The organism is Rhodococcus sp. IEGM 1354 (genome assembly GCF_030056855.1).
Taxonomy (GTDB): Bacteria; Actinomycetota; Actinomycetes; order Mycobacteriales; family Mycobacteriaceae; genus Rhodococcoides.
Window position 1 is genome coordinate 506,209 of record NZ_JASHKT010000002.1, and the last position, 26,447, is coordinate 532,655.

Sequence of the window (26,447 nt, forward strand, 5' to 3'; positions counted from 1 at the left end):
ACTTCTTCCGCCGCGGACGCCCCTCAGGTAGTCCGCTTCAAGGGCGCTGATCTGCCGCAGAGCAGCATCGGCCTCACCGATCGCAGCGCACACGAGCCCGACGTGGGCGGTCACTTCGGCGTGTACGGGGGCAGGTTCGTGCCCGAGGCGTTGATGGGTGTGATCGAGGAAGTCACCGCCGAGTACGAGAAAGTGCGCAGCGACAACGAGTTCCTCGGTGAGCTGGATCGGCTGCAGCGCGATTACACCGGTCGCCCATCGCCGGTGTTCGAGGCGACCCGGTTGTCCGAGCATGCCGGTGGCGCTCGGATCCTGCTCAAGCGAGAAGATCTGAATCACACCGGTTCTCACAAAATCAACAACGTGCTCGGACAAGTTCTGCTCGCCAAGCGAATGGGCAAGACTCGGGTCATCGCCGAGACCGGTGCCGGTCAACACGGCGTCGCGACTGCCACGGCCTGTGCCCTGATGGGTCTCGACTGCGTCGTCTACATGGGCGAGGTCGACACCGAGCGTCAGGCTCTGAACGTCGCCCGGATGCGTTTGCTCGGGTCGGAAGTGGTCGCAGTGAAGTCCGGTTCACGCACCCTCAAGGACGCCATCAACGAGGCGCTGCGCGACTGGGTCACCCACGCCGACAACACCTATTACTGCTTCGGAACCGTCGCGGGGCCGCACCCGTTCCCGGTGATGGTCCGCGACTTCCAGCGCATCATCGGCCTCGAAGCGCGGCAGCAGGTCCTCGCGTCCACCGGCCGCCTGCCCGACGCCATCGCGGCCTGCGTCGGCGGCGGGTCCAACGCCATCGGCATCTTCCACGCATTCATCGACGACGCCGATGTCCGTCTCGTCGGGTTCGAGGCTGCCGGCGACGGAGTCGAGACCGGTCGCCACGCTGCGACCATCAGCGGTGGTACTCCCGGAGCCCTGCACGGTGCCTACTCGTACCTGCTGCAGAACGAGGACGGTCAGACCGTCGATTCCCATTCGATCTCAGCAGGATTGGACTATCCCGGGGTCGGACCCGAGCATTCGTACCTGCACGACATCGGGCGCGCCGAGTACCGCGGCGTGACGGACACCGAGGCGATGAACGCCTTCAAGTTGCTGTGCCGCACCGAGGGCATCATCCCGGCCATCGAATCGTCGCACGCAATCGCCGGCGCACTCACCCTCGGCAAAGAACTGGGTGAAGGTGCCATCATCCTGGTCAACCTGTCCGGCCGCGGCGACAAGGACGTCGACACCGCAGCCGAGTGGTTCGGCCTGATCGACGGAGACGGCGAAGCGAACGTGGACGACGAAGCAGGTATCAAGCCATGAGCAACAACGACTCTCGCCTCTCGGGGACGTTCGCCCAGTGCCGTGCCGAAGGGCGCGCTGCACTCGTCGGATATTTGCCCGCAGGCTTTCCTACCGTGCCCCGGTCGATCGAGGTCTTCAAGACGATGGTCGACGCCGGGTGCGACATCGTCGAGGTCGGCATCCCGTACTCCGATCCGGTGATGGACGGCCCCACGATCCAAGCTGCCGCAGACGTGGCGCTGCGAGCTGGTGCCCGGGTCAAGGACGTCTTCGCCGTCACCGAGCAGGTCGCAGCCGCGGGTGGCAAAGCGGTCGTCATGACCTACTGGAACCTGGTGCTCAAATACGGCATCGAGAATTTCGCCCGGAGCCTCGCCGATGCGGGTGGACTCGGAATCATCACTCCCGACCTGATCCCCGACGAGGCTCAGGAATGGATCGAGGTCTCGGATCGGTACGGACTCGACCGAATCTTCCTCGTCGCACCGTCGACGACGGAGGAGCGCCTCGTCAGCACCGTCGAAGCCAGCAGCGGCTTCGTCTACGCCGCCTCGACGATGGGCGTGACCGGTGCCCGCGACGCGGTGTCCTCGATGGCACCGGCGCTGTCGGCGCGTATCCGCGAGCACTCCGATATTCCGATCGGTGTCGGTCTCGGCGTTCGGTCGGGCGCGCAGGCTGCCGAGATCGCGAAGTATGCCGATGCGGTCATCGTCGGCTCGGCCTTGGTGACGGCTGTCGACAACGGTCTCGACGCGGTTCGTGACCTGACGACAGAACTCGCCGAGGGTGTCCGCTCCGCTAACGTAGCGTCGTGACTTCGACCGCCTTCCTGGCCTACATTCCCAGTCCCGCGCAGGGGGTGTGGCACGTCGGACCGCTCGCGCTCCGTGCCTACGCCCTGTTCATCATCATCGGCATCGTGGTGGCCGTGGTGTGGGGAGATCGCCGGTGGGTCGCTCGCGGCGGAACCAAGGGCACGGTTCTCGATGTCGCTGTGTGGGCAGTACCTTTCGGGCTTCTCGGTGGCCGGCTCTACCACGTGGCCACCGACTGGAAGACGTACTTCGGTGCCGGCGGTCGGCCGATCGAGGCGCTGTACGTGTGGAACGGCGGCCTCGGAATCTGGGGCGCGGTGTTCCTCGGCGGAGTCGGCGCGTGGATCGCGTGTCGTCGACGCGGCATCCCACTGCCGGCATTCGGTGACGCTGTCGGCCCGCCGATCCTGCTGGCCCAGGCAATCGGCCGCATCGGCAACTACTTCAACCAGGAGCTCTACGGTCGCGAAACCACGCAACCGTGGGGTCTCGAGATCTACGAGCGACTCGACGCGAACGGCCGGCTCGATCCTCTGAACGGCGTCTCCACCGGAATGGTCGAGAAGGTCGTCCACCCCACGTTTCTCTATGAACTGCTGTGGAGCGTCCTCGTCGTCGTCCTCCTGGTACTCGTCGATCGGAAGTACACGATCGGCCACGGTCGATTGTTCGCGCTCTACGTGGCCGGATACTGCGTCGGTCGGTTCTGGGTGGAACTCATGCGAGACGACTTCGCCACGAAGATCGCCGGCATTCGCGTGAACACTTTCACCTCGGCAATCATCTTCGTGCTGGCCGTCGCCTACTTCGTTCTCGCCACCAAGGGTCGCGAAGACCCGGTGACGTTGAAGTCGAACGACGACGACAGTCGCGACAGCGAAGACTCGACGGATGGCGAGTCCGCCGACGGCGATGCGCATGCAGGTACGGGCGAGACATCGTCCGAGAAGAAAGCCGAGGAAGAAGGCAGTACCCGTGGTTGATTTCGAGAAGAGGGCACACCCCGACCCTGCTGATTCGGGCGGCGGCACCGACAAGTCCGCCGGCTCCTTCGGTACACCGTTCGACTACGACGCAACCGCCGAGGCGTCACTCTCCGAGCCGCCCGCGACGTCCGAATCTGCACCCTCGCACGGTCCCGCCGGCTCTACCGGACCGGGATGGGACACCTATTCGGGTATCGGCAACGGGCCCGGCTGGTCCAGTACGCCCAGCTATCCGGCCCCCAGCCCGGACGGCGGTATCGACAATCCGATCGGCGGCCTTCCGCCGTCCGCCGGATACCCGACACCGGGATCCGAGTACCAGGGATACGGTCAGCCGGGATACGGCCAACAGTCGCCGTACGGCCCACCGCAGGGATACGGCCAGACTCCGGGATACGGCCAGAATCCGGGGTACGGCCAGCAGGGTTATTACCAGCAGGGGTACGGCCAGCAACAGGGGTACGGCCAGCAACAGGGGTACGGCCAGCAACAGGGGTACGGCCAGCAGGGTTATGGCCAGCAGAATTACGGCCAAGCACAGGGCTTTTCGGCCGGGCCCGGTTTCGGTGTCGGTGCCGACGCGCCGTACGGCCGCGATCCGGTCACCGGTGAACCGTTGTCGGACAAATCGAAGATCGTCGGCGGATTGCTGCAGCTGTTCCTCGGCTGGCTCGGCGTGGGTCGTTTCTACATCGGTAGCACCGGAATCGGTGTGGCGCAGTTGCTGCTGTTCTTCTTCGGCGTGCTGCTGACCGTGGTGTTCGGTCTCGGCCTGATTCTGTTGTTCGGACTGTTCGTGTGGCACGTCGTGGACGCCGTACTAATTCTCGTCGGCAATGTTCCCGACAGTCGCGGGCTGAAGCTGCGAGACTGATCGACCTACCCGTATCGCGTCGTCGAGGGAGTTCGTTGTGAGTGATTCAGGTACATCGTCATCGGACGGATCGACACCGGGCGGATCGGCGGGAGACGGCTCGGGCTCGGAGCCCACCATCTCGTTCGAGAAAAACGCGGCGCCGGGGCCGGTGTACGGCGCACCCGACCCCACGTACGGTCCGCCGAATTGGGGCAGTGAACCATACGGCGCGTCCGGAGGTGACGACCGTAGCTCCGGTGCACCGGACGGTCCACCGCCCGGTACCGGTTACCCGCCGCCCCCGTTTCCGGGCGGCGGTCCCCAGTACGGGGGACCCCAGTACGGAGGTCCCCAGTACGGAGGACCCCACTACCCAGGACCCCAGTACGCCGGTGCTCCCGGGTGGGTCGATCCGAGCGCTCCCTACGGACGGCATCCCGTCACCGGGGAACCGTTCTCGGACAAGCAGAAGCTCACTGCCGGGCTGCTGAATATCCTGCTGGGTGTTTTCGGCGCAGGACGCTTCTATTTGAATCAGCCGGGAATTGCGGTGGCGCAGATCGCGGTCACGTGGCTCACGTGCGGCATCGGCGGTATCTGGCCGCTGATCGACGGGATCATGATGCTCACGGGTAGCGTGCGCGATGAACACGGCCGCCCCCTGCGCGACTGAGCCCAGGGCCGTTCGCGATTACATCGTTGCGATTGGCAACTGATACGATTCCGCCATCCGAGAGCGATCTCGGATTCTTTCGCGGGCCAGAGCTGTCCCGGTGAATTCCCGATAGGCATCGAATTCGGTCGATCCGGCACTCTGTGTCGGTTCGGGCGACCAGCCGGTGGGGTAGCCGAGGCTCACAGTGCAGCGTGTCGACACTGCGCCATCCGAAGCACCCACCGGTCTACGTGGAGGTGATCGTGGTGTTGTTTTCTCGGATGCCTGCCGAGCAAGGACTGTACGACCCGAGCGCGGAGAAGGACTCCTGCGGCGTCGCGATGATCGCGGACATCGCCGGACGCCGCTCGCACTCCATAGTGTCCGACGGTGTTCTGGCACTGGAGAATCTGGAACATCGTGGTGCTGCCGGTGCCGAGCCCAACAGCGGTGACGGCGCGGGCATTCTGATTCAGCTGCCTGTCGAACTTCTCGATTCGTTGTCGTCGTTCGCGCTTCCGTCCGCCAACGGTGACGGCGAGAACACCTTCGCAGCGGGTGTCTGCTTTCTGCCGCAGGGCATCCGCGAGCGCGGGTCGGCCGTGCAGCGTGTCGAATCCATCGCAGCCGAGGAGGGTCTCGACGTGCTCGGCTGGGTCCCGGTCGAGGTCGATCCCGATCGCGCCGACGTCGGGCTGACCGCGCTCGGATGCATGCCGTACATGAGCTATCTCTTCGTCGCGGCCCCCGAGGTCGACGGTTCACGTCCGGCCGGTCTCGAACTCGACCGATTGGTGTACGGGCTGCGCAAGCGGTCGGAGCGCGTCACCCCGGAGATCGAGGCCGAGGGCTCGGGCCTGTTCTTCCCTTCGCTGTCCGCACGCACCATCGTCTACAAGGGCATGCTCACCACCATGCAGCTGCCCCTGTTCTTCCCGGAACTGCGTAACCCGTTGTGTACGAGTGCAATTGCCATCGTTCACAGTCGCTTTTCCACCAATACCTTCCCGTCGTGGCCGTTGGCGCACCCGCACCGCTACGTCGCGCACAACGGAGAGATCAACACGGTCAAGGGCAACAGAAACCGGATGCGAGCTCGGGAAGCAATGCTGTCCAGCGATCTCATCCCCGGCGATCTGGAGCGTCTTTTCCCCATCTGCAATCCCGATGCATCCGATTCGGTGTCACTCGACGAGGTGCTCGAACTGCTGCACCTGGGCGGCCGGAGCGTTCCCCACGTCGTGATGATGATGGTGCCGGAGCCGTGGGAGAACCATCGCACGATGGATCCGCGGGTACGAGCGTTCTATCAATTCCATTCGTCGATGATGGAAGCGTGGGACGGTCCGGCCTGCGTCACGTTCACCGACGGTAGCTACGTCGGAGCCGTCCTCGATCGCAACGGTCTGCGCCCCGGTCGGTGGTGGCAGACGGCCGACGGTCGGGTGATCCTGGCCAGCGAGGCGGGTGTCCTGGACGTGCCGCAATCGCAGGTCGTCGCCAAGGGGCGCCTCGAACCGGGCAAGATGTTTCTGGTCGACACCGTCGCCGGGCGTCTCGTTCCCGACGAAGAGATCAAACTGCAACTGGCGCAGGAACACCCGTACCAGGAGTGGCTGCACGCCGGCTTGCTGGAAATCAAGAGCCTGCCCGAGCGCGCCCACATTCAGTACAACCACGAGTCCGTGATTCGCAGACAGATCGCGTTCGGCTACACCGAGGAAGATCTCCGCGTTGTGCTCACCCCGATGGCCGCCTCCGGGGGCGAGCCACTGGGGTCGATGGGGACCGATACCCCGTCCGCGGTGATGTCCCAGCGATCTCGTCAGCTGTACGACTACTTCATCGAACTGTTCGCGCAGGTCACGAACCCGCCACTCGACTCCATCCGAGAAGAGATCGTGACGTCGTTGTCGCGCGTGATGGGACCGGAGCAGAATCTGCTCGAGCCCACTGCCGCGTCGTGCAGGCAGATCGTGTTGCCGTGGCCGGTGCTCGACAACGACGAACTCAACAAGATCATCCACATCGACGACGACGGTGATCATCCCGGTCTGTCGGCGATCGTGCTGCGCGCACTGTACGAGGTGGAGCGTGGTGGGGAAGGTCTGGCCGAGGCCATCGAAGAACTGCGCATGCGGGCATCGAAAGCCATCGCCGCCGGCTACCGCACGCTGATCATCTCCGATCGCGATTCGGACCACACTCGGGCACCGATTCCGTCCCTGCTGGCCACCTCTGCCGTGCACCACCATTTGGTGCGTACCAAGGAACGCACCAAGGTCGCCCTCGTCGTCGAGTCCGGCGATGCACGAGAAGTGCACCACCTGGCCCTGCTGATCGGATTCGGTGCTGCGGCGGTCAACCCGTACCTGGCCATGGAGTCGATCGAGGACCTGGTCGGCGAAGGCGAGCTCACCGGGGTCGAAACCACTGTCGCGGTGCGCAACTACCTGTACGGGCTCGGCAAAGGCGTGCTCAAGGTCATGTCCAAGATGGGCATCTCGACCGTCGGCTCCTACACCGGCGCACAGGTTTTCGAGGCGGTCGGTCTCGATCGCGAGGTCGTGCGCGAGTACTTCAAGGGCACCGTCAGCAAGCTCGGCGGAGTCGGTCTCGACGTCCTTGCCGAAGAGGTCAAACTGCGTCACCGGAAGGCATACCCGGAGAACCCCACCGACCGTGTTCACCGCCGCCTCGAGATCGGCGGCGAGTACCAGTTCCGGCGTGAGGGCGAACTCCACCTGTTCACTCCCGAGACGGTGTTCCTGTTGCAGCACGCAACACGCACCGGTCGCTACGACGTGTTCCAGAAATACAGCGACGAAGTGAACCGGCTCGCCCGCGAAGGGGGTGCACTCCGCGGCTTGTTCGAGTTCAAAGACCATGTGCGGACGCCTGTTCCACTCGACGAGGTGGAGTCGGTGGAGTCCATCGTCACTCGGTTCAACACCGGCGCGATGAGCTACGGATCCATCTCTGCCGAGGCACACGAGACCATGGCCGTTGCGATGAACAATCTGGGTGGGCGCTCCAACTCCGGTGAGGGCGGAGAGGACGTCGATCGCCTCTACGATCCGAGCCGCCGCAGTGCCGTCAAGCAGGTCGCGAGTGGACGGTTCGGGGTGACCAGCGATTATCTGGTCAACGCCACCGACATACAGATCAAGATGGCGCAGGGGGCCAAACCCGGTGAGGGCGGGCAGCTGCCCGGCTACAAGGTGTACCCGTGGGTGGCCAAGACTCGGCACTCGACGCCCGGTGTCGGACTGATCTCCCCGCCTCCGCACCATGACATCTATTCCATCGAGGATCTCGCGCAGTTGATCCACGATCTCAAGAACGCCAACGAGAACGCTCGCGTCCACGTCAAACTCGTCAGCTCGGTGGGAGTGGGCACGGTGGCGACGGGAGTGAGCAAGGCGCACGCCGACGTCGTGCTGATCTCGGGATACGACGGTGGAACGGGCGCGGCTCCGTTGACGTCTCTCAAGCATGCCGGTGCGCCCTGGGAGATCGGGCTGGCCGATGCCCAACAAACGTTGGTGCTCAACGGTCTTCGCGATCGCATCACGGTTCAGTGCGACGGTGGCATGCGCACCGGCCGTGATGTGATCGTCGCGGCGCTGCTCGGTGCCGAGGAATTCGGGTTCTCCACGGCGCCTCTGATCGTCGCGGGGTGCATCATGATGCGGGTCTGCCATCTCGACACCTGCCCGGTGGGTGTCGCGACTCAGAACCCCGAACTGCGCAAGCGGTTCACCGGTAAGCCCGAGTTCCTCGAGGACTTCTTCAGGTTCGTCGCCGAGGATGTGCGAAAGTACCTCGCGCAACTCGGTTTCCGCAGTATCGACGAGGCCGTCGGCCACGCCGACGTGCTCGAGACCGCTGCGGGCGTCGCACATTGGAAGAGCAAGGGACTCGACCTCACGCCGATCTTCGCGATGCCGGTGGATCGACACGGCGCGCCCATGACACAGCGTCGACGCCTACGCGATCAGGACCACGGCCTCGATTTCGCGCTGGATCGCACGCTGATCCAGCTTGCCGAGGGCGCACTGGAGGACGCGCATCCGGTGACGCTGGAGCTGCCCGTGCGCAACGTCAACCGCACGGTCGGAACACTTCTGGGGTCCGAGGTCACGCGGCGCTACGGCGCGGCCGGGCTACCGGACGACACCATTCGCGTGTCGTTCACCGGCTCCGCCGGGCAATCGCTCGGTGCATTCCTACCACCCGGAATCACGATCGATCTCGTCGGTGACGCGAACGACTACGTGGGCAAGGGCCTGTCGGGAGGACGCATCGTCGTCCGACCGGCCGAGGACGCACCCTTCGTTGCCGAGGACAACGTCATTGCCGGAAACACCATTCTGTACGGAGCCACGTCGGGGGAGGTGTACCTGCGCGGTAAGGCGGGGGAGCGATTCGCCGTGCGCAACTCCGGTGCCGTTGCCGTCAACGAGGGCGTGGGAGATCACGCTTTCGAGTACATGACGGGCGGACGGGTGGTGGTGCTCGGGCCGACCGGACGCAACATGGCGGCCGGCATGTCGGGCGGTATCGCCTTCGTTCTGGGTCTCGACCCCGCGGACGTGAACACGGCGATGGTCGAGTTGCAGGTTCCCGATCCGGACGATCTGGTGTGGCTGCGCGAGACGGTCGAGAACCACGAGCGCTGGACCGGCTCCACCGTCGCGGCATCGCTGCTCGCCGACTGGCCCCGCCGGTCCGCTCTGTTCACCAAAGTCATGCCCGTCGACTACCAGCGAGTGCTGGAGGCGACCCGAATGGCGCGCGCCGAGGGGCGCGACGTCGACGCTGCGATCATGGAGGCTGCACGTGGCTGATCCACAGGGATTTCTGAAGGTCGTCAAGCGTGAGGCCGCCAAGCGTCCTATCGACGAACGGGTCAGAGACTGGAACGAGGTGTACTCGGATCAGCCCAGCAGTGAACGCGCAGCCGAGGTCTCGGAACAAGCGCGCCGCTGCATGGATTGCGGAATTCCGTTCTGCCACTCCGGAACTGCAGGATGCCCGTTGGGCAACCTGATCCCGGAATGGAACGATCTGGTGCGCCGCGATCGGTGGGACGCGGCCAGTGATCGGTTGCACGCCACCAACAACTTCCCGGAGTTCACCGGCCGAGTGTGTCCGGCCCCGTGTGAATCCGCTTGTGTGCTGTCCATTTCCGAGGCCGCCACCGGCGGAAGTGTGACGATCAAGCGGGTCGAGCAGACCATCGCAGACCTGGCCTGGGAACAGGGCAGCGTCGTCCCGCAGCCGCCGACGATCACCACCGGTAAGCGAGTTGCCGTCGTGGGTTCGGGTCCGGCGGGACTGGCTGCGGCGCAACAGCTCACCAGGGCCGGGCACGATGTCACCGTGTACGAGCGCGACGATCGGCTCGGTGGATTGCTTCGATACGGAATCCCCGAATTCAAGTTGGAGAAGTCGGTGCTGGATCAGCGGCTGATGCAGATGCGGGCCGAGGGCACGCATTTCGTCACCGAGTGCGAGGTCGGTATCGACTTCACCGTCGAGCAACTGCGCGCGAGCTTCGATGCGGTGGTGCTCGCCGTCGGTGCATTGCGGGCTCGCGACAACACCGAGGTGATCGGCCGCGAACTCGACGGCATCCACCTGGCGATGGAGCACCTGGTGCCGTCGAACAAGGAATGCGAGGGCGACGGCCCGACGTCGATATCCGCTGCGGGCAAGCACGTGGTGATCATCGGCGGCGGAGACACCGGGGCCGACTGTCTGGGCACGGCTCACCGTCAGGGTGCCGCGTCCGTCACTCAGCTCGACTACAACCCTGCTCTTCCCGGTGCCCGTGACGACGGTCTTTCGCCGTGGCCGTCGTGGCCGCTGGTGCTTCGGACGTCGCCTGCACATGCGGAGGGTGGCGTCGTGCGTCATCAGGTTGCCGTGCAGCGATTCCTCGGCGACGAGCGCGGGCATGTGCGCGCCATGGTGCTCGCCGAGGTCGAGGTGCAGCGAGACGCGGACGGTCGACGCATCGTCACGCCCATCGGCGAAGAGGTCGAACTACCCTGTGATCTGGCGTTGTTCGCCATCGGATTCGAGGGTGTCGAACACGGACCGCTGCTCGACGACTACGGCCTGACGCTGACCAAGCGCGGTGCGCTGTCGTGTGGTCCCGATTGGCAGACGACGGCACCGGGTGTGTTCGTCTGCGGGGATGCGCACCGCGGTGCGTCGTTGGTCGTATGGGCTATCGCAGAGGGTCGTTCGGCAGCCAACGGGGTCGACGCTTTCCTCACCGGACACTCGGAATTGCCGTCTCCGGTGCACCCCACGGCACTGCCTCTCGCGGTGGTGTGACGCTCGTCTCTGAACCGGTACAGGTGCTTCCAGCAGCGGCCCAGCGAGGCTACCTGTCGGTAACATCTGCGCGGGTTCCTCTGCGATAGAGAACGAGGCGTGCAGCGGCTACGCTCGCAACCGTGAGCCGACGTACGAAGATTGTCTGCACCCTTGGACCCGCAACCGCAACTACAGAGCGCATCCGCGAACTCGTCGAGAGTGGAATGGATGTTGCACGACTGAACTTCAGCCATGGCGATCACCCCGATCACCAGGCCAACTACGAGAGAGTTCGCGCCGCATCGGACGCCACCGGCAAAGCCGTGGGCATCCTGGCCGACCTGCAGGGACCGAAGATTCGACTCGGCCGATTCGCCGAGGGCTCCACCACCTGGGCCGCCGGTGAACTCATCCGCATCACCGTCGAGGAGTGCGAGGGCACCCACGATCGCGTGTCGACCACGTACAAGGAGCTGGCTCAGGACGCCAAGGAAGGCGACCGCCTGCTCGTCGACGACGGCAAGGTCGGCCTCGTCGTCACCGGCGTCGAAGGCAACGACGTGCTGTGTCGGGTCACCGAAGGTGGTCCGGTCAGCAACAACAAGGGCGTCTCCCTGCCCGGCATGGACGTATCTGTTCCTGCCATGAGCGAGAAGGACATTGCGGACCTCGAGTTCGCCCTCGCGCTCGGATGCGACTTCATCGCGCTCTCGTTCGTGCGCTCTCCCGCCGATGTCGAACTCGTCCACGCGGTCATGGACCGTGTCGGCCGTCGAGTGCCCGTCATTGCCAAGCTCGAGAAGCCCGAAGCCGTCGACAACCTCGAAGCCATCGTGCTCGCGTTCGATGCGATCATGGTCGCTCGCGGTGACCTCGGTGTCGAGCTTCCGCTCGAGCAGGTACCGCTGGTGCAGAAGCGCGCCATCCAGATCGCCCGCGCCAACGCCAAGCCCGTCATCGTTGCGACGCAGATGCTCGAATCGATGATCGAGAACTCCCGCCCGACCCGCGCCGAGGCGTCCGACGTCGCCAATGCGGTGCTCGACGGCACCGACGCGGTCATGCTGTCCGGCGAGACCTCGGTCGGCAAGTACGTCATGGAGACGGTGCGGACGATGGCTCGGATCGTCGAGACCGTGGAAACCGAAGGCGACAGCGTTCCTCCACTGACCCACGTTCCTCGTACCAAGCGCGGTGTCATTTCCTACGCCGCGCGCGACATCGGCGAGCGGCTGGACGCGAAGGCACTCGTGGCCTTCACCCAGTCTGGCGACACCGTGCGACGGTTGGCTCGCCTGCACACCAAGCTCCCGTTGCTCGCATTCACCTCGATCTCCGAGGTCCGCAGTCAGCTGTCCCTGAGCTGGGGCACCGAGACGTTCCTGGTTCCCGATGTGGGCTCGACGGACGCGATGGTCAAAGAGGTCGACAAGGCGTTGCTCGAACTCGGTCGCTACAACCGAGGCGATCAGGTCGTGATCGTCGCCGGTGCCCCTCCCGGCACAGTAGGCTCGACCAACTTGATCCATGTGCACCGAATCGGAGAAGAGGACCGGTAAGTGGTCGAAGCGGGGGGAACCGGCGTCAGCGAGAGCGCGCCGAGCAGTACAGCAGTACGCGGAACCGATCTCGAAACCCTTCTCGGTCTCCTCGCCCTCGAGGAGACCGAGGAGGATGTGTTCATCGGACAGCATCCGGAGCAGGTGGGGAGCCGGACGTTCGGTGGGCAGCTCGTCGCTCAGGCGCTCATCGCCGCCGGCCGGACCGTGTCCGGAACGTCCCGGGACGTTCATGCGATCAATGCGCACTTCATCCGCGGTGGTGACGTCAAGAAGCCCATCGAATACCGGGTGAGTCGTCAGCGCGACGGCCGGGCGTTCGCCAACCGGCAGGTCACTGCGCTGCAGGACGGTAACGAGCTGTTCGTGATGCTCGCTGCTTTCCAGGATTTCGGTAAGGGCCTCGAGCACAGCGTCGAGGTTCCCGAGGTTCCGTATCCCGACGCCCTGCCGCCTCTCGGCGACCACTTCGTGGGGTTCGAGGACCGACTGCAGATGTTCGTCGACGCACTCAAACCGATCGACATGCGGTACGCGAACGATCCGGCATGGATCATGCACGGCACCGGTGAGAAACTCAACCACAATCGAGTGTGGATGAAAGCGGACGGCGATCTGCCGGACGAGTCGATCTTTCACGCCGCGACCATGGGCTACGCGTCGGACACCACGGTGCTCGATTCGATCATCACCACCCATGGACTGTCCTGGGGACTCGACCGCATCGTGGCGGCGACGGTCAATCACTCCATCTGGTTCCACCGACCGTTCCGATTCGACGAGTGGGCTCTGTATGCGACCGAATCGCCGGTCGCGGCCGGATCGCGGGGACTCGCCACCGGCCGATTCTTCTCGATGGACGGTCAGTTGCTCGCAACCGTCGTTCAGGAGGGCCTCATTCGCCACTTTCCGAAACGCGTTCGCGCCTGAGCGCTGCCGACCACACTCGACTCTTGGCTTCGAGGGTCAGTGAGGCGTGCGCCGGACTGGTGGACGGCAGACGGATGCACTCGATGTCTCGCTGCACCGCGTTCGCGACGTATCTGCGATAGCTGTCGGCAGCTTTGGCTCCGTTGAACAGCACGGTGTCCATGCCGGGATGGCCTGCGATGAGGCTCGCGACATCGTTTGCCACGATGGATGATTCGACTATGGCCGAGTCCAGGCTCCCGGTCCGAGTACACAGCTTCAGTACGTCCCATACGGCAATCCCGCTGCGCGCCAGTCTCTCTGTTCGCGCGTTGTACGGAAGTTCGGGCCCGGCACCGAACACCGCGCCCATGATCGGCCAGAACGCATTTCGGGGATGGGCGTAATACTGCTGAGCAGCAAGCGATGCAACACCGGGCATCGAACCGAGTATCAGCGTGTGAGCATGCTCGTCGACTATCGGTTCGAAGCTGTGCACGACGTTCATGTCGCGATTACAGCAAACAGCGCGCGCAGGCACTCGGGTGGGACCACAATGGAGAGATGTTGGATCCCCGCGTACTCGACAACAACGAACTCGAAGCCGAACTCGCCGCCCTGCGCAGAGGACGCGACGCCGCGATGGACGAAGGCGCGCGAGATGTGTCCACTGCCGATACCGATCATCTGATCGCCCGCTTCGAGGAAGAGATCCGCAGGCGTCACCAGGACGGTGAGTCCGATCAGCCCAGCGCAGATCTACCCTGACCGAGGATCAGCACGGCGCACGCCGCAGTCGAAGCAAGAATCCGCACGGTGTTCCACCGCGTCCAGTTCGACGTGAACGTCCGCCACATGTCGGCTCCCGCCGGGCCTACCGGATCCACCGCTGCCAATGCATCGTTGAGTGGGACGTTGAACGCCACCGTGACCACGAAGCAGCCCACCACGTAGAGCGCTGCTCCCGCGCCGACCCAGGCCGATCGCCCACCTCCCGTGGTGATCGCGAGAACGGTTGCGAGAGAGCAGGTCGCCGCGGTGCCGACGAACAGCGTCAGAAACAGCGGATTGAGGATCGCGGCGTTCGATTTCTGCATCGCGGCGATCGCGTCGGGGACCGGTAACGACGCCAGGCCAGGAACAACACTGACCGAGAACGCGAGCATGACGCCCGCGACGAGGCCGCATCCGACTGCCGCGACCAGGGTGGCGATCGAGGAGATCTTGTCGATCATCGGTGCTTCCTTCCCGTGGATTCGTCGTACGCTTCCGACCTTTCCGCGTCGCGACTGGATGAACAATGCGCGCAGAGCTCGATTTCATGTCCGATCGTCCCGGCCGTGGGTGACAATTGATCGGTGCGTGGAGCCGACCCCTGGAAATCATCCGATCCGCTCGGTGAGGCTCTGCACTTTCTCCGAATGACCGGGTCCTTCTACGTGCGTTCCGAGATGAGTGGCTCGTGGGGGCTCGCCCTGCCCGCGATGGACGACGCCGTGTGGTTCCACACCGTGGTCGACGGGTCGTGTGTGCTGTCGGTCCCCGGGGAGTCGACGCGTGAGCTTCTTCCCGGCGACTTCGCGTTGGTTCCCCACGGGCGTGGGCACGTGTTGGCAGCCGACATCGAGTCTGTTGCCGACGCGACCAGCGTGTACGAGGTGCCACACGATTACGTCAGCGACCGGTACGCGGTGATCGCCCAGCGGGATACGAGCGGACCCGCCGCCGTGTTGGTCTGCGGGGCCGTCCGGATGGATCATCCTGCGGCGCAGCAGCTTCTTCGCCTGTTACCGGCGCTGATGGTGATCGACGCAGACAGCGAACCGCGGCGCACACGTATGCAGACCGTCCTCGCCATGGTGGCCGACGAGGCGCGATCGCTCGAGCCCGGGGGAGAGGCGGTGATCACCAGGCTGTCCGACGTTCTGGTGATTCAGGCGTTGCGGTCATGGATTGCGGACACCCCGAGCGCGCAGTCCGGTTGGCTGGGAGCGTTGCAGGACGAGCGAATCGGAGGCGCGCTGGCTCGCATTCACCGAAATCCCCACGAGCGGTGGACCGTTGCGGCACTGGCGTCGAGTGCACACATGTCACGTTCGGCGTTCTCGGCTCGGTTCACCGCATTGGTCGGCGATTCGGTGATGAACTACCTGGCGACCTGGCGGATGCAGGTCGCGTACGACACGCTGCGGTCCGAGGACGTGGTGCTGGCCGAATTGGCCCGGCGCACTGGGTATTCGTCGGAGGCAGCATTCGGCAAAGCGTTCAAACGGGCAATGGGGGTGTCTCCGGGACGTGTGCGTCGTCGTCGGGACGTACCGTTGGTGCCGGTTCAATCGAGCAAGTGACGGAGGTACACGTTCGGATCGTCGAGATATCGCCGCCAGTGCTGGACCAATTCGAGTTCGTCCCAGGTGCTTCGACGCAGACCGTGTTCACCCACTTCGACGATGTCCGCGCCGGGTGTCGAAGCAAGAATCGGTGAATGCGTGGCGCAGACGAGCTGCGCCCCCTCCTCGCCCAATTGGGACATCAGCGCGACCAGGTGCAGGCACGCGGTGAACGACAGGGCCGACTCCGGTTCGTCCAGCACATAGAAGCCCGGTTCGGTCAGCATCGCACCGAACATGGCCAGAAAGCCCTCACCATGGCTCATCTCGGCGGTGTTCTCGTCCCAGAAACCCGGCATGCCGCCGAGGTTCTCGGCCATGTCGAACGCAGTCTCGGCCCGCAGGAAGAACCCACGCTTCTGCTCCCGCGGACCCCGCAGCATGCGCGCACCTCGTGGTGTGGTCTCGAGCTCGAGAATCTCGCCGAGGACGCTCGTCACCTCGTCGAGTCGACGAGACTTCTGCGCTGCCCGACCCCCGCGGGCGTCGATGCCGAATCGCTCTGCGATCGCCTCGACGAGAGTCGACTTACCGGAACCGTTGTCGCCCACCAGAATTGTGACCGGCGCGAGGAATTCGAGACCCTCACGCGCGAGGTCGGCAACTGCGGGAACGGTGAAGGGCCACTCCGATCCCGCATCGTCGGCGTGGACAAAGGCGCGTTCTACGAACATGATTCAGGCGGTGACCAGGCGGTCGACGTAACCGGTCTCGTGAGCGGAGTCCGCGCTGCAGGTGTAGTAGACCCACTGAGCGGATTGGTCCGCAGAATCTCCGAAACGGTGGTCGACCTTCTGCGCGCACAATTTGCCCGCGCTGGTGTCATGGCAACGAAGACTGCTGGGTATGTACATCACTCCACTGTAGGCGCGATCATAGGTGACCTTTACCGACATCGCGACTCGCGCGCATTGCTGTTGTGCCCTCGGTGAGACTCGAACTCACACTGGACGGGTTTTGAATCCGTTTCCTCTGCCAATTGGGATACGAGGGCTGGCGTCTTTCAAGCAACGATTGACGAGTCTAGAAGATGCGCTTTCGGCCCCGTGCACCGGTACCCTTCAGTTGCTCGATGCCCCTGAGGGGCGACGACTGTCGAAGGAGACCGGTACAGATGAATGCTCCTGATACGCACGGTACTGGCAAGCCTGCGCTGCGGGTGGTGGTTGCGGAAGACGAATCCCTGATTCGCCTCGACCTGGTGGAGATGCTCCGCGAAGAGGGGTACGACGTGGTCGGTGAGGCCGCGGACGGTCAGCAAGCCGTGGAACTGGCTGTCGAACTTCGACCGGATCTGGTGATCATGGACGTGAAGATGCCGCGTCGTGACGGCATCGACGCGGCCTCGGAGATCGCGGAGAAGCGGATCGCGCCGGTGGTGATTCTCACCGCATTCAGTCAGCGAGAGCTCGTGGAGAAGGCGCGCGATGCGGGTGCCATGGCCTATCTGGTCAAACCGTTCACCAAGGCCGATCTGATGCCTGCAGTCGAGTTGGCCGCGAGTCGGTTCGGCGAGATCTCTGCCCTCGAATCGGAGATCGCGGATCTTCAGGATCGGCTGGAGACTCGCAAGTTGATCGAAAAGGCCAAAGGCGTGCTGATGGAATCGCAATCGCTGACGGAACCACAGGCGTTCAAGTGGATTCAGCGTGCCGCGATGGACCGACGCACGACGATGAAGGCGGTAGCCGAGGTCGTGATCGAAACGCTCGGTACTCCGGCGAACAGCCCTGTGGCAGAGAGCTGATCAGCCCGCGGAAAGCTACGGCCACGTAAAACTTCGACCTCCAAGGTCACAGTCAGGTCACGAGCGTCGTTCTAGGCCTTGCGAACCGGCTCCGCGCATTAGCGTCTGGTTCACACGTGAGCCACATGTAACTCAGGTGAGCTTCAACGACGAGCAATTTCAAGGAGAACCTAGATGGCAATTCGGACCTATGTCCGCACGGCTGCAGTGCTGAGCGTCACCTCGCTCGCACTGTTCGGCTGTTCGTCGAGCGACGACTCGGGCTCGACCGACTCCACCAGTGCCAGCGGCGGCACTTCGGCCGCGGAAACGACCGTCTCCACCGACTGCACTCCCGAGCAGGCCACCGCCGGATCCACGCCCGACACGTCGCCGCTGGTGGTCGGAACCCTCCTTCCCGAGACCGGCACCCTGGCGTTCCTCGGACCACCCGAGGTCGCCGGTGTCCAGCTGGCCGTCAACGATGTCAACGGCGCGGGCGGGGTGCTGAACCAGCCCGTCACGCTCATCCCCGGTGACTCGGGCGACACCACCACCGACACCGCCAACACCACGGTCGACCGTCTGCTCGCCGGCGGCTCGAACGTCATCGTCGGTGCGGCATCGTCCTCGGTCTCGCTCAAGGTCATCGACAAGATCGCCAGCGCGGGTGTCGTGCAGTTCTCGCCTGCCAACACCTCCGACCAGTTCGTCTGCTACCCGGACAAGGGTCAGTACTTCCGTACTGCTCCCACCGATGTGCTGCAGGCACAGGCACTCTCGCAGCTGATTGCCGAGGATGGCGCGCAGCGCGTCGCCATCCTGGCTCTCAACGACCCCTATGGCACGGGCCTGGCCAAGAACACCGCCGACAACCTCGAAGAGGCCGGCATCGCGGCAGACCAGATCCAGACCACGATCTACGACCCGAACGCGCAGTCGTTCAACGCCGAGGTCGACGGTGTGAAGAACTTCAACCCGGATGCCGTCGCCATCATCGGCTTCGAGGAGTCCGCGAAGATCATCACCCGCATGCACGAGATCGGCATCGGACCGTCCGACGGCACGTTGGTCTACGGCGTCGACGGCAACATGGGCAACGCACTCGGTGAGTCGGTCGCTGCCGGCCTGCTCGACAAGATGCGCGGTACCACCCCGCTGACCGACGTCGGCACCGCGTTCCAGGACCGACTCAAGGGCGTGGATCCGGCATTGGTCGACTTCAACTACGCCGGTGAGTCCTACGACGCGGTCGTCATCTCGGCGCTGGCAGCCGAGCAGGCGAAGTCGACGGCAGGCACCGACATCGCTGCCAACATCAACAGCGTCACCAAAGACGGTACGAAGTGCACGACCTTCGCCGAGTGCCTCCCACTCGTCAAGGCCGGCACCGATATCGACTACGACGGAGTCACCGGTGCGCTGAACTTCAGTGACGCAGGCGAGCCCGCCACCGGTTCCTACGGCAACCTGGTCTTCGGACCGGACAACAAGCTGACGACGGACGGATACATCGTCGTCGGTGAGTGATCTGTAGCTGCTGCACAGCCTCCGGGCCCGAGTCCTGACATCAGGACTCGGGCCCGGAGTCGTTCGAATACACCACGTTGGGTACCTATGGCGCAGGTACGAGAAAGCCCCGACTCGAACGATGTCGAGTCGGGGCTTCCTGCCGAGCAGGTCAGGCCTTCTTTTCTTTGCTTCCCGCGAGAGTGCCGAGGTAGAGCTCGATCACCTTGGGATCGTTCATCAACGCCGGCCCGGTATCGGTGTAGGCGTTGCGACCTTGATCGAGAACATAGCCGCGGTCGCAGATCTGCAGGCAGCGGCGGGCATTCTGCTCGACCATGATGATCGAGACACCCGCCGCGTTGATCTTCTTGCAGCGGATGAAGACCTCGTCCTGGAACATCGGCGACAGTCCCGCCGACGGTTCGTCGAGCAGCAGGACCGACGGCTCCATCATCAATGCGCGTCCCATGGCCACCATCTGGCGCTCGCCGCCGGACAGTGCACCTGCCTTGACCTTCTTGCGCTCTCCGAGCAGGGGGAACAACTCGCTGACGAACTCGAAACGCTCACCGAACTTCTTGGGACGCAAATAGATTCCCATTTCGAGGTTCTCCTCGATGGTCAGCGACGGAAACACGTTCTGTGTCTGGGGCACGTACCCGACACCTTTGGTCACCAGGACGTGCGCCTCGGCAGAGGTGATGTTGTCACCGCGCAGCTTCACGCTGCCCTCGCGGACGGCGACGAGCCCGAAGAGCGTTTTGAGCAGAGTCGACTTACCGGCACCGTTGGGCCCGATGATGCCGACGATCTCGCCGTCGTTGAGGAAGAAGTTGCATTCACTGAGGATGTTGACGCCGGGGATGTACCCGGCAACCAGACCGTCGGCGCGCAACAGCGCACCCTCGGCCAGGCGAGCGTGCTCCTCGGGTGTGGCGGCGAATTCGGCCGGTGTCAATGTCTGTTCGCTCATCAGTTGTCCTCCTTGGCCCGGTGCGAGCCGCCCTCGGCGACGTCGGGCGTCACTGGGCTCACGAACTCCGGTTCCGAAAGATCGCCTCCCGCTTCGAGTTCTTCCTTCTCGGCCTGCTTCAGTGCCTCCGCCAGTTCGGCGGTCGCCCCGACAGGATTGCCGTCGGCGTCGAACTCTAGAGCCTGATCGTGATGGCTGCCGAGGTATGCGTCGACGACAGCACCGTTGTTGGAGAGTTCCTCCGGCGTGGACTCGGCGATGATGCTGCCCTGAGCCATCACCACCACCCAATCGCTGATGTCGCGGATGACGTCCATGTCGTGCTCGACGAACACCACGGTCATACCGTCGTCGCGCAGCGATTTGATGTGACCCAGAAGCGATTGCGTCAGAGCAGGATTGACCCCGGCCATCGGCTCGTCGAGCATGACCACCGACGGATCGGTCATCAGCGCACGGGCCATCTCCAGCAGTTTGCGCTGACCACCCGACAGTGAGCCGGCCAGGTCGTCGGCCTTGGCGTCGAGCTTGAAGCGGCTCAACAGTTCGTAGGCGCGTTCGGTGATCTGACGCTCCTGGGCTTTCCAGGTCCACGGCATGAACGTGTTGATCATCCGCTCACCCCGCTGACCCGTTGCGCCCAATCGAACATTGTCCAGCACGGTCAGTTTCGACAGCGCTTTGGTCAACTGGAACGTTCGCACCACACCTTTGCGGGCCACCTGGTGCGGATGCATACGACCCAGCTCCTGGCCATCCATCGACCATGTCCCGGTGTCGGGGCGATCGAATCCGGTGAGCAGGTTGAACAGCGTGGTCTTGCCTGCACCGTTCGGACCGATGAGACCGGTGATGCAGCCCCGCTGAATCTCGAGGTGCGCCACGTCGACGGCTTTGAGGCCGCCGAACGTGCGGGAGACTCCGTCGACCACCATGGTGGCGTCGGGTTTCGGCGCGCCGGGTTCGTTGGGTACACCAGCGAACAGGGAGGCGCGTTGATCGCTCGACAACGCCTGGGCAGCGCGAGATTCGAGCGTGCTGGCTTTCTTGCTCGGTGCGGCCGTTGCAGCCGCATCCTTGCTCGGGTCAGGCATTGAGTTGAACCTCTCGCTTGTTGCCGAGAATGCCCTGAGGTCTGAACACCATCAACACGGCGATCAGGATTCCCAGGAGCACGAATCGCGTGGCACCGACCTGGGCGCCGGTGAGGTTGAGCACCGGGTCGTCGCCGGAGATCAGCTGCCGCAGAATCGCATCGGGAATGGACAGCAGGAACCAGAAGAGCATCGCGCCGAGTACCGGGCCGAACACCGTTGCCGCCCCACCGAGAATCAGCGCGCCGAACGCGAAGAACGTCTGTGCGGTCGAGTAGAAATCGGGGTTGATCGACTGGGTCTGCAGTGCATTGAACACACCGCCCATACCGCCGATGACGCCGCCGAGAACCAGTGCCTGCATCTTGTAGACGAAGACGTTCTTGCCCAGTGAGCGGGCCGCGTCCTCGTCCTCACGGACGGCCTTGAGGACGCGTCCCCATGGGCTGTGAGTCAGCAGGTAGATCACGCCGCACAGCAACAGCACCAGCGTCCAGCCGACGAGCATGGCCCACAGGTCGTTGCCCAGGAAGCGCACGCCGAGGAAGCTGTACGACTTGCCGCCCTCGAACGGACTCATGCTGGTGAACGGGCCGGCGAAGCCGGTGATGCCGTTGGTGGACTTGGTTACCGAATCCGTTGCAGTCGAACGGAACACCAATCGCAGGATTTCCGAGGCCGCGATGGTGACGATCGCGAGATAGTCGGCTCGTAGTCGCAGAGTCGGTATACCGAGAACCAGAGCAAGCAGCCCTGCCGCGGCGAGACCGACCAGAATGCCGAGCCACAGCGGCTGCTCGTAGGTGATCGTGGTGATGCCGACTCCGTAGCCGCCGAGCAGCGCGAAGCCGATCTGGCCGAAGTTGAGCAGGCCGGCGTAGCCGAAGTGCAGGTTCAGGCCGATGGCGAGCAGTGCGTAGAAGATGGCCGACGGGCCGACCAGCTGAGCAAGAGAGATCTGAAGTGCGCCGATGATATCCATGTGCAGGTCACCCGATCCTTTGTCGCGAGCCGAGGATGCCCTGAGGACGGACGACGAGGATGAGAATCAAGACGAGCAACCCTCCGATGTATTTGAGGTCGGGATTGATGACCAACGTCGACCACTGCACGAGCAGGCCCACGATGACGCACCCGAGGAATGCGCCGTAAGCCGTGCCGAGTCCTCCGAGCGTGATTCCGGCGAACATGAGCAGCAAGAGTTTGAAGCCCATCTCCCATTGCACACGACCGCCGAGTTCGGAGAGCCCGAACAGCACGCCGCCGAGGGCAGCCAGGCCGCCACCGAGGCACCACACGAACGTCACGACGCGCTCGACGTTGATACCCGACGAGGCAGCCAGATCACGGTTGTCGGCCACCGCACGCATGGCTTTACCGATCTTGGTTCGCTGCAGCATCAGGGCGACGCCGATGAGGACGACGACGCTGATGACGATGCAGGCGAGGTTGACGTTGGTGATCGACAGTGGGCCCCAGTCGTTCTCGGTCTGGGCCTGGTAGTCGTCGAAGGGCTCCGAGCGGTCGGAGAAGAAGATCAGGATGAGGTAGCGCAGCGCAATGGCGAGTCCGATCGTCACCACCAGCTGAGCGATCAGGCCGGTTCGACGTTTGCGCAACGGTCGCCAGATCAGGGCGTTGTTGAGCCAGCCGATCGCGACTCCGACGATGATCGCCAGCACGGTGGCCGGAATCAGTTGTATCCCCAGGCTCACATTGAAGAACCACGCTGCGACGGCTCCGAGCGTCACGAGTTCGCCGTGTGCGAAGTTGGTCAAGCCCGTCGTTCCGAAAATCAAGCTCAGACCGACGGCTGCGAGTGCGATGACCAGACCGAAGCGGAAGCCGTCGACCGTGGTGCGCACGAACTTCTCGTAGAACGGGGTGCTGGTCGCAGTCCTTGCCTCACCGAAGGAGAAGATCACGGTGTTCGAGCGACCGGCCTGCACATCGCGCTCGACCTCGCCCTGCACGCTGACCCCGTCGGGGAGCGTTTCCTGCACCACCTGGAATGTGTATGTGCCAGGGGACAATTCGAGAGTCCAGCGTCCGCCGGTCTCGCTGGTGGTGCGGGCCACTTCGCTGCCCGACGCGTCGAGCGCCGCGACATCGACACCTTCGAGGCGTTCTCCACCGTTGTTGAGAGATCCCGCGACGCTGACGGCGTCTGCGGGCGGTGCCTGTTCGGCACTGGTTCCCGGCGCCGCCGGGGGAGTGGGGGTAGGTTCCTGCGCCAACGCAGGCGCACTGAACAGCAGCGCCGCAATGGAACTCAGGATGGCGAGTAGGAGTGTTCGCTGGAAGACGCGAACTGCAGATCTTGCGCGCAACCTCGGTGGTTGCACCTTTCTGGTCCATCGAACATTTGGAGCCACGCACGTCCTCCGGACGGTTGTCGTTGAGTCACGGGATGGGGATTACTGCAATTGTCGGACTCTATCCGTTGAAACGACGCAAAATCGGCAACTGAGATTTCCGGAAAGTATCGGTTGTGTTTCGCGCTGCGGAAGATCGGTGCCGCCGCGATTGCGTCGCGGTGCCCGCATCCGGCTACGTGATGTCGGACCCGCTACCTAGACTGGTCAACCGTGAGCCCAGTAACCGACAAAAGTGCAGCACCCGCAGCCCGGACCGATGCGAAGTCAGCCGAAGAGCGTCCGACGCTGCTCCTCATCGACGGTCACTCGATGGCCTTCCGCGCCTTCTTCGCGTTGCCGGCGGACAACTTCAAGACCACGAGCGGTCAGTCCACCAATGCCGTCTACGGGTTCACCTCGATGCTGATCAACCTGCTGCGGGACGAGAAGCCGACGCACATCGCCGCCGCCTTCGACGTGTCACGGCAAACGTTCCGAGCCGAGCGCTTCCCCGAGTACAAGGCGAATCGGAGCAAGACGCCGGACGAGTTCGCGGGCCAGGTGGACATCACCAAGGATGTGCTCGGTGCGATGGGCATTCCCGTGATGGCCGAGGCAGGATTCGAAGCCGACGACATCATCGCCACTCTGGTCACGCAGGCCGAAGCGCTGGGCTATCGCGTCCTCGTGGTCACCGGCGATCGTGACGCACTGCAGCTGGTCACCGACAACGTCACGGTGCTCTATCCCCGCAAGGGTGTCTCGGACCTGACGCGATTCACTCCGGACGAGGTCGCCACCAAGTACGGTCTGACGCCGTCGCAGTACCCGGACTTCGCTGCCCTGCGTGGAGATCCGAGCGACAACCTTCCCGGCATTCCCGGTGTCGGGGAGAAGACGGCGACCAAGTGGATCATCGAATACGGCTCGCTCACCGCCCTCGTCGACAATGTCGACAAGGTGAAGGGCAAGGTGGGCGACGCATTGCGGGCCAACCTGTCGAGTGTGGTGCTCAACCGCGAGCTCACCGAGATGGTGCGCGACGTGCCGCTGCCCTTCACGCCCGATCAACTCGAGCTGGCCCCGTGGGATCGCGAGAAGATCCACGCCCTGTTCGACGATCTGGAGTTTCGCATCCTGCGGGATCGACTGTTCGACACTCTGGCCTCGGTCGAGCCCGAGGCAGAAGAAGGGTTCGACGTTCGGGGTGGCATCGTCGCGCCCGGGGAATTGGCGGCGTGGCTCGAAGAGCACGCGTCCGACGGTCGGCGTAGCGGGGTATCCATCCTCGGGCCGCGCAGGCCGTACGACAGCGATGCGACCTCTGTGGCCATCGCGGCAGCAGACGGCGAGGGTGCCTTCGTCACCACGACGGCTCTCGACGAATCCGACGAACGCGCTCTGGCCGCCTGGTTCGCCGATGCGGATCGACCCAAAGCGCTCCACGAGGCGAAGTGGGCACTGCATGCCGTTCGTGGTCGGGGATGGACGCTCGGTGGGCTGACGACCGATACCGCGCTCGCGGCGTATCTCGTGCGGCCCGGTCAGCGGTCTTTCAACCTCGACGACCTGTCGCTGCGCTACCTCAAGCGTGAACTCCGCGTCGAGGATGCGGGTGAGGGCCAGATGTCGTTGCTCGATGCCGAGGACACCGCTGATGCGGCATTCGCCGAGGGCGAGATCCTCAAGGCACGGGCCGTCATCGATCTGGCCGAGGCCCTGGACGCCGAACTTGCCGCTATCGAATCGACCACGTTGCTCTCCGAGATGGAGCTGCCGTTGCTGACGGTGCTGGCCGATGTCGAGGCGACCGGTATCGCCGTCGACAGTGATCACCTTCGTTCGCTGCAGTCGGGATTTGCCGCACAGGTCGACGAGGCAGCGAACTCCGCTTACGGCGTGATCGACAAGCAGATCAACCTCGGGTCACCGAAACAGCTGCAGGTGGTGCTCTTCGAGGAACTCGACATGCCCAAGACCAAGAAGACCAAGACCGGTTACACCACCGATGCCGATGCGCTGCAGGGGTTGTTCGAGAAGACCGAGCATCCCTTCCTGAAGTTCTTGCTCGATCACCGAGACGCGACACGGATGAAGGTGACGGTCGACGGGCTGCTCAAGTCCGTCGCCGACGACGGCCGCATTCACACCACGTTCAACCAGACGGTTGCGGCCACCGGACGACTGTCGTCCACCGAACCTAATCTGCAGAACATCCCGGTTCGCAACGAAGCGGGACGGCACATCCGAGACGGTTTCGTCGTCGGTGCCGGCTACGACACGCTGCTCACCGCCGACTACAGCCAGATCGAGATGCGCATCATGGCGCACGTATCCGGCGACGAGGGTCTGATCGAGGCGTTCAACACCGGCGAGGACCTCCACAGCTTCGTCGGTTCCCGCGCGTTCGGGGTGCCGATCGAGGAGGTCACCCCGGAACTACGCCGTCGGGTCAAGGCCATGTCGTACGGCCTCGCCTACGGACTCAGCGCGTTCGGCCTCGCCGCGCAACTGAAGATTTCCACCGACGAAGCCAAGCAACAGATGGAGGCGTACTTCGCGCGCTTCGGCGGCGTGCGCGACTACCTGCGCAATGCGGTCGAGGAAGCCCGAAAGGTGGGCTACACCTCGACGCTGTACGGCCGTCGTCGTTATCTGCCCGATCTCAACAGCGACAATCGTCAGCGTCGCGAGGTCGCCGAGCGTGCGGCACTCAACGCTCCGATCCAGGGCACTGCCGCAGACATCATCAAGGTCGCGATGATCGACGTGCACAAGTCTCTGGCGGAATCGACCTTGAAGTCGCGCATGCTGTTGCAGGTGCACGATGAGTTGGTACTCGAGGTCGTCGACTCCGAGCGCGAGGAAGTCGAGGCGCTGGTGCGGAACAAGATGTCGTCGGCCATCGAATTGTCGGTGCCCCTCGAGGTGTCGGTCGGTACCGGTCGCAGTTGGGATGCCGCAGCTCACTGAGTCG

The 26,447-nt window shown here is 64.0% G+C and carries 21 protein-coding genes, 1 tRNA gene and 1 pseudogene; 14 read left to right on the forward strand and 9 right to left on the reverse strand.

Features of this window, described 5'->3' with window-relative positions; translation table 11 throughout:
• The first annotated feature begins 51 nt into the window (after positions 1 to 51).
• The 9 genes and pseudogenes from trpB to QM588_RS06935 all read left to right on the forward strand — a co-directional run bounded on the left by trpB (position 52) and on the right by QM588_RS06935 (position 13,439).
• A complete protein-coding gene (gene trpB / locus QM588_RS06895) occupies positions 52 to 1,323 on the forward strand; it encodes a tryptophan synthase subunit beta (RefSeq protein WP_048318776.1) in 1,272 nt (423 codons plus the stop codon).
• A complete protein-coding gene (gene trpA, locus QM588_RS06900) occupies positions 1,320 to 2,123 on the forward strand; it encodes a tryptophan synthase subunit alpha (protein ID WP_283312311.1) in 804 nt (267 codons plus the stop codon). Before trpB ends, trpA begins: the two co-directional genes overlap by 4 nt.
• Complete coding sequence (gene lgt, locus QM588_RS06905; RefSeq protein ID WP_283312312.1) at positions 2,120 to 3,106, forward strand: prolipoprotein diacylglyceryl transferase; 987 nt, start codon at positions 2,120 to 2,122, stop codon at positions 3,104 to 3,106. Before trpA ends, lgt begins: the two co-directional genes overlap by 4 nt.
• Positions 3,099 to 3,983, forward strand: a complete 885-nt coding sequence (locus tag QM588_RS06910) for a TM2 domain-containing protein (protein WP_283312313.1) — start codon at positions 3,099 to 3,101, stop codon at positions 3,981 to 3,983. The genes lgt and QM588_RS06910 overlap by 8 nt, the downstream gene beginning before the upstream one ends.
• A gap of 145 nt (positions 3,984 to 4,128) precedes the next feature.
• Positions 4,129 to 4,638: pseudogene (locus QM588_RS06915) on the forward strand (TM2 domain-containing protein); the annotation flags it as partial.
• Positions 4,639 to 4,901: 263 nt separating this feature from the next.
• On the forward strand, positions 4,902 to 9,470 hold the full coding sequence (gltB, locus tag QM588_RS06920; protein ID WP_442972882.1) for a glutamate synthase large subunit: 4,569 nt from the start codon (positions 4,902 to 4,904) through the stop codon (positions 9,468 to 9,470).
• Positions 9,463 to 10,968: a glutamate synthase subunit beta gene (locus tag QM588_RS06925; RefSeq protein WP_283312314.1), complete on the forward strand. Its 1,506-nt coding sequence runs from the start codon at positions 9,463 to 9,465 to the stop codon at positions 10,966 to 10,968. The genes gltB and QM588_RS06925 overlap by 8 nt, the downstream gene beginning before the upstream one ends.
• 122 nt (positions 10,969 to 11,090) lie before the next feature.
• On the forward strand, positions 11,091 to 12,509 hold the full coding sequence (gene pyk / locus QM588_RS06930) for a pyruvate kinase (RefSeq protein ID WP_027497274.1): 1,419 nt from the start codon (positions 11,091 to 11,093) through the stop codon (positions 12,507 to 12,509).
• A complete protein-coding gene (locus QM588_RS06935) occupies positions 12,510 to 13,439 on the forward strand; it encodes an acyl-CoA thioesterase (protein ID WP_032370334.1) in 930 nt (309 codons plus the stop codon).
• Here QM588_RS06935 and QM588_RS06940 read toward each other — a convergent pair.
• Positions 13,405 to 13,926 carry a DNA-deoxyinosine glycosylase gene (locus QM588_RS06940; RefSeq protein WP_283312315.1) on the reverse strand — a complete coding sequence of 174 codons (522 nt, stop codon included), beginning with the start codon at positions 13,924 to 13,926 and terminating at the stop codon, positions 13,405 to 13,407. The genes QM588_RS06935 and QM588_RS06940 overlap by 35 nt on opposite strands.
• Positions 13,927 to 13,982: 56 nt before the next feature.
• On the opposite strand from QM588_RS06940, the gene QM588_RS06945 reads away from it, so the two are divergent.
• Positions 13,983 to 14,186: a hypothetical protein gene (locus QM588_RS06945; protein WP_283312316.1), complete on the forward strand. Its 204-nt coding sequence runs from the start codon at positions 13,983 to 13,985 to the stop codon at positions 14,184 to 14,186.
• Here the strand turns inward: QM588_RS06945 and QM588_RS06950 are convergent.
• Complete coding sequence (locus tag QM588_RS06950) at positions 14,162 to 14,653, reverse strand: anthrone oxygenase family protein (protein ID WP_283312317.1); 492 nt, start codon at positions 14,651 to 14,653, stop codon at positions 14,162 to 14,164. The two genes, QM588_RS06945 and QM588_RS06950, sit on opposite strands and share 25 nt — an antisense overlap.
• Positions 14,654 to 14,776: 123 nt before the next feature.
• Here QM588_RS06950 and QM588_RS06955 point away from each other — a divergent pair, with 123 nt between their 5' ends.
• A complete protein-coding gene (locus tag QM588_RS06955) occupies positions 14,777 to 15,766 on the forward strand; it encodes an AraC family transcriptional regulator (protein ID WP_283312318.1) in 990 nt (329 codons plus the stop codon).
• On the opposite strand, the gene QM588_RS06960 is transcribed toward QM588_RS06955, so the two are convergent.
• The 3 genes from QM588_RS06960 to QM588_RS06970 all read right to left on the reverse strand — a co-directional run bounded on the left by QM588_RS06960 (position 15,751) and on the right by QM588_RS06970 (position 16,802).
• On the reverse strand, positions 15,751 to 16,482 hold the full coding sequence (locus QM588_RS06960) for an AAA family ATPase (protein WP_283312319.1): 732 nt from the start codon (positions 16,480 to 16,482) through the stop codon (positions 15,751 to 15,753). The two genes, QM588_RS06955 and QM588_RS06960, sit on opposite strands and share 16 nt — an antisense overlap.
• A gap of 3 nt (positions 16,483 to 16,485) precedes the next feature.
• Positions 16,486 to 16,662: a hypothetical protein gene (locus QM588_RS06965; RefSeq protein ID WP_165430221.1), complete on the reverse strand. Its 177-nt coding sequence runs from the start codon at positions 16,660 to 16,662 to the stop codon at positions 16,486 to 16,488.
• Between the two features lie 66 nt (positions 16,663 to 16,728).
• Positions 16,729 to 16,802, reverse strand: a tRNA-Leu gene (locus QM588_RS06970).
• A gap of 120 nt (positions 16,803 to 16,922) precedes the next feature.
• On the opposite strand from QM588_RS06970, the gene QM588_RS06975 reads away from it, so the two are divergent.
• Together QM588_RS06975 and QM588_RS06980 are read left to right on the forward strand one after the other, a co-directional pair.
• On the forward strand, positions 16,923 to 17,555 hold the full coding sequence (locus QM588_RS06975; RefSeq protein WP_283312320.1) for an ANTAR domain-containing response regulator: 633 nt from the start codon (positions 16,923 to 16,925) through the stop codon (positions 17,553 to 17,555).
• Positions 17,556 to 17,729: 174 nt separating this feature from the next.
• Complete coding sequence (locus tag QM588_RS06980) at positions 17,730 to 19,064, forward strand: ABC transporter substrate-binding protein (protein ID WP_283312322.1); 1,335 nt, start codon at positions 17,730 to 17,732, stop codon at positions 19,062 to 19,064.
• Positions 19,065 to 19,215: 151 nt separating this feature from the next.
• Here QM588_RS06980 and QM588_RS06985 read toward each other — a convergent pair whose 3' ends face one another.
• Genes QM588_RS06985 through QM588_RS07000 form a run of 4 tightly spaced genes read right to left on the reverse strand, consistent with a single transcriptional unit; the run spans position 19,216 to position 23,443 of the window.
• A complete protein-coding gene (locus QM588_RS06985) occupies positions 19,216 to 20,019 on the reverse strand; it encodes an ABC transporter ATP-binding protein (protein WP_283312323.1) in 804 nt (267 codons plus the stop codon).
• The gene (locus QM588_RS06990) at positions 20,019 to 21,113 is read right to left on the reverse strand and encodes an ABC transporter ATP-binding protein (RefSeq protein ID WP_283312325.1); all 1,095 of its coding nucleotides are present in this window, start codon (positions 21,111 to 21,113) and stop codon (positions 20,019 to 20,021) included. The genes QM588_RS06985 and QM588_RS06990 overlap by 1 nt, the downstream gene beginning before the upstream one ends.
• A complete protein-coding gene (locus tag QM588_RS06995) occupies positions 21,106 to 22,095 on the reverse strand; it encodes a branched-chain amino acid ABC transporter permease (RefSeq protein WP_032404006.1) in 990 nt (329 codons plus the stop codon). Before QM588_RS06995 ends, QM588_RS06990 begins: the two co-directional genes overlap by 8 nt.
• A 7-nt stretch (positions 22,096 to 22,102) precedes the next feature.
• Positions 22,103 to 23,443 carry a branched-chain amino acid ABC transporter permease gene (locus QM588_RS07000; protein WP_051365155.1) on the reverse strand — a complete coding sequence of 447 codons (1,341 nt, stop codon included), beginning with the start codon at positions 23,441 to 23,443 and terminating at the stop codon, positions 22,103 to 22,105.
• 258 nt (positions 23,444 to 23,701) lie between these two features.
• On the opposite strand from QM588_RS07000, the gene polA reads away from it, so the two are divergent.
• The gene (gene polA, locus QM588_RS07005) at positions 23,702 to 26,443 is read left to right on the forward strand and encodes a DNA polymerase I (RefSeq protein ID WP_283312327.1); all 2,742 of its coding nucleotides are present in this window, start codon (positions 23,702 to 23,704) and stop codon (positions 26,441 to 26,443) included.
• The last annotated feature ends 4 nt before the right edge of the window (positions 26,444 to 26,447 follow it).

Bases quoted from the DNA above. Each gene is read 5' to 3' on its own strand.
- trpA (WP_283312311.1), top strand. From the start codon at position 1,320: ATGAGCAACAACGACTCTCGCCTCTCGGGGACGTTCGCCCAGTGCCGT.
- gltB (WP_442972882.1), top strand. From the start codon at position 4,902: ATGCCTGCCGAGCAAGGACTGTACGACCCGAGCGCGGAGAAGGACTCC.
- QM588_RS06940 (WP_283312315.1), bottom strand. From the start codon at position 13,926: ATGAACGTCGTGCACAGCTTCGAACCGATAGTCGACGAGCATGCTCAC.
- QM588_RS06945 (WP_283312316.1), top strand. From the start codon at position 13,983: ATGTTGGATCCCCGCGTACTCGACAACAACGAACTCGAAGCCGAACTC.
- QM588_RS06950 (WP_283312317.1), bottom strand. From the start codon at position 14,653: ATGATCGACAAGATCTCCTCGATCGCCACCCTGGTCGCGGCAGTCGGA.
- QM588_RS06960 (WP_283312319.1), bottom strand. From the start codon at position 16,482: ATGTTCGTAGAACGCGCCTTTGTCCACGCCGACGATGCGGGATCGGAG.
- QM588_RS06965 (WP_165430221.1), bottom strand. From the start codon at position 16,662: ATGTACATACCCAGCAGTCTTCGTTGCCATGACACCAGCGCGGGCAAA.
- QM588_RS06975 (WP_283312320.1), top strand. From the start codon at position 16,923: ATGAATGCTCCTGATACGCACGGTACTGGCAAGCCTGCGCTGCGGGTG.
- QM588_RS06980 (WP_283312322.1), top strand. From the start codon at position 17,730: ATGGCAATTCGGACCTATGTCCGCACGGCTGCAGTGCTGAGCGTCACC.
- QM588_RS06985 (WP_283312323.1), bottom strand. From the start codon at position 20,019: ATGAGCGAACAGACATTGACACCGGCCGAATTCGCCGCCACACCCGAG.
- QM588_RS06990 (WP_283312325.1), bottom strand. From the start codon at position 21,113: ATGCCTGACCCGAGCAAGGATGCGGCTGCAACGGCCGCACCGAGCAAG.
- QM588_RS06995 (WP_032404006.1), bottom strand. From the start codon at position 22,095: ATGGATATCATCGGCGCACTTCAGATCTCTCTTGCTCAGCTGGTCGGC.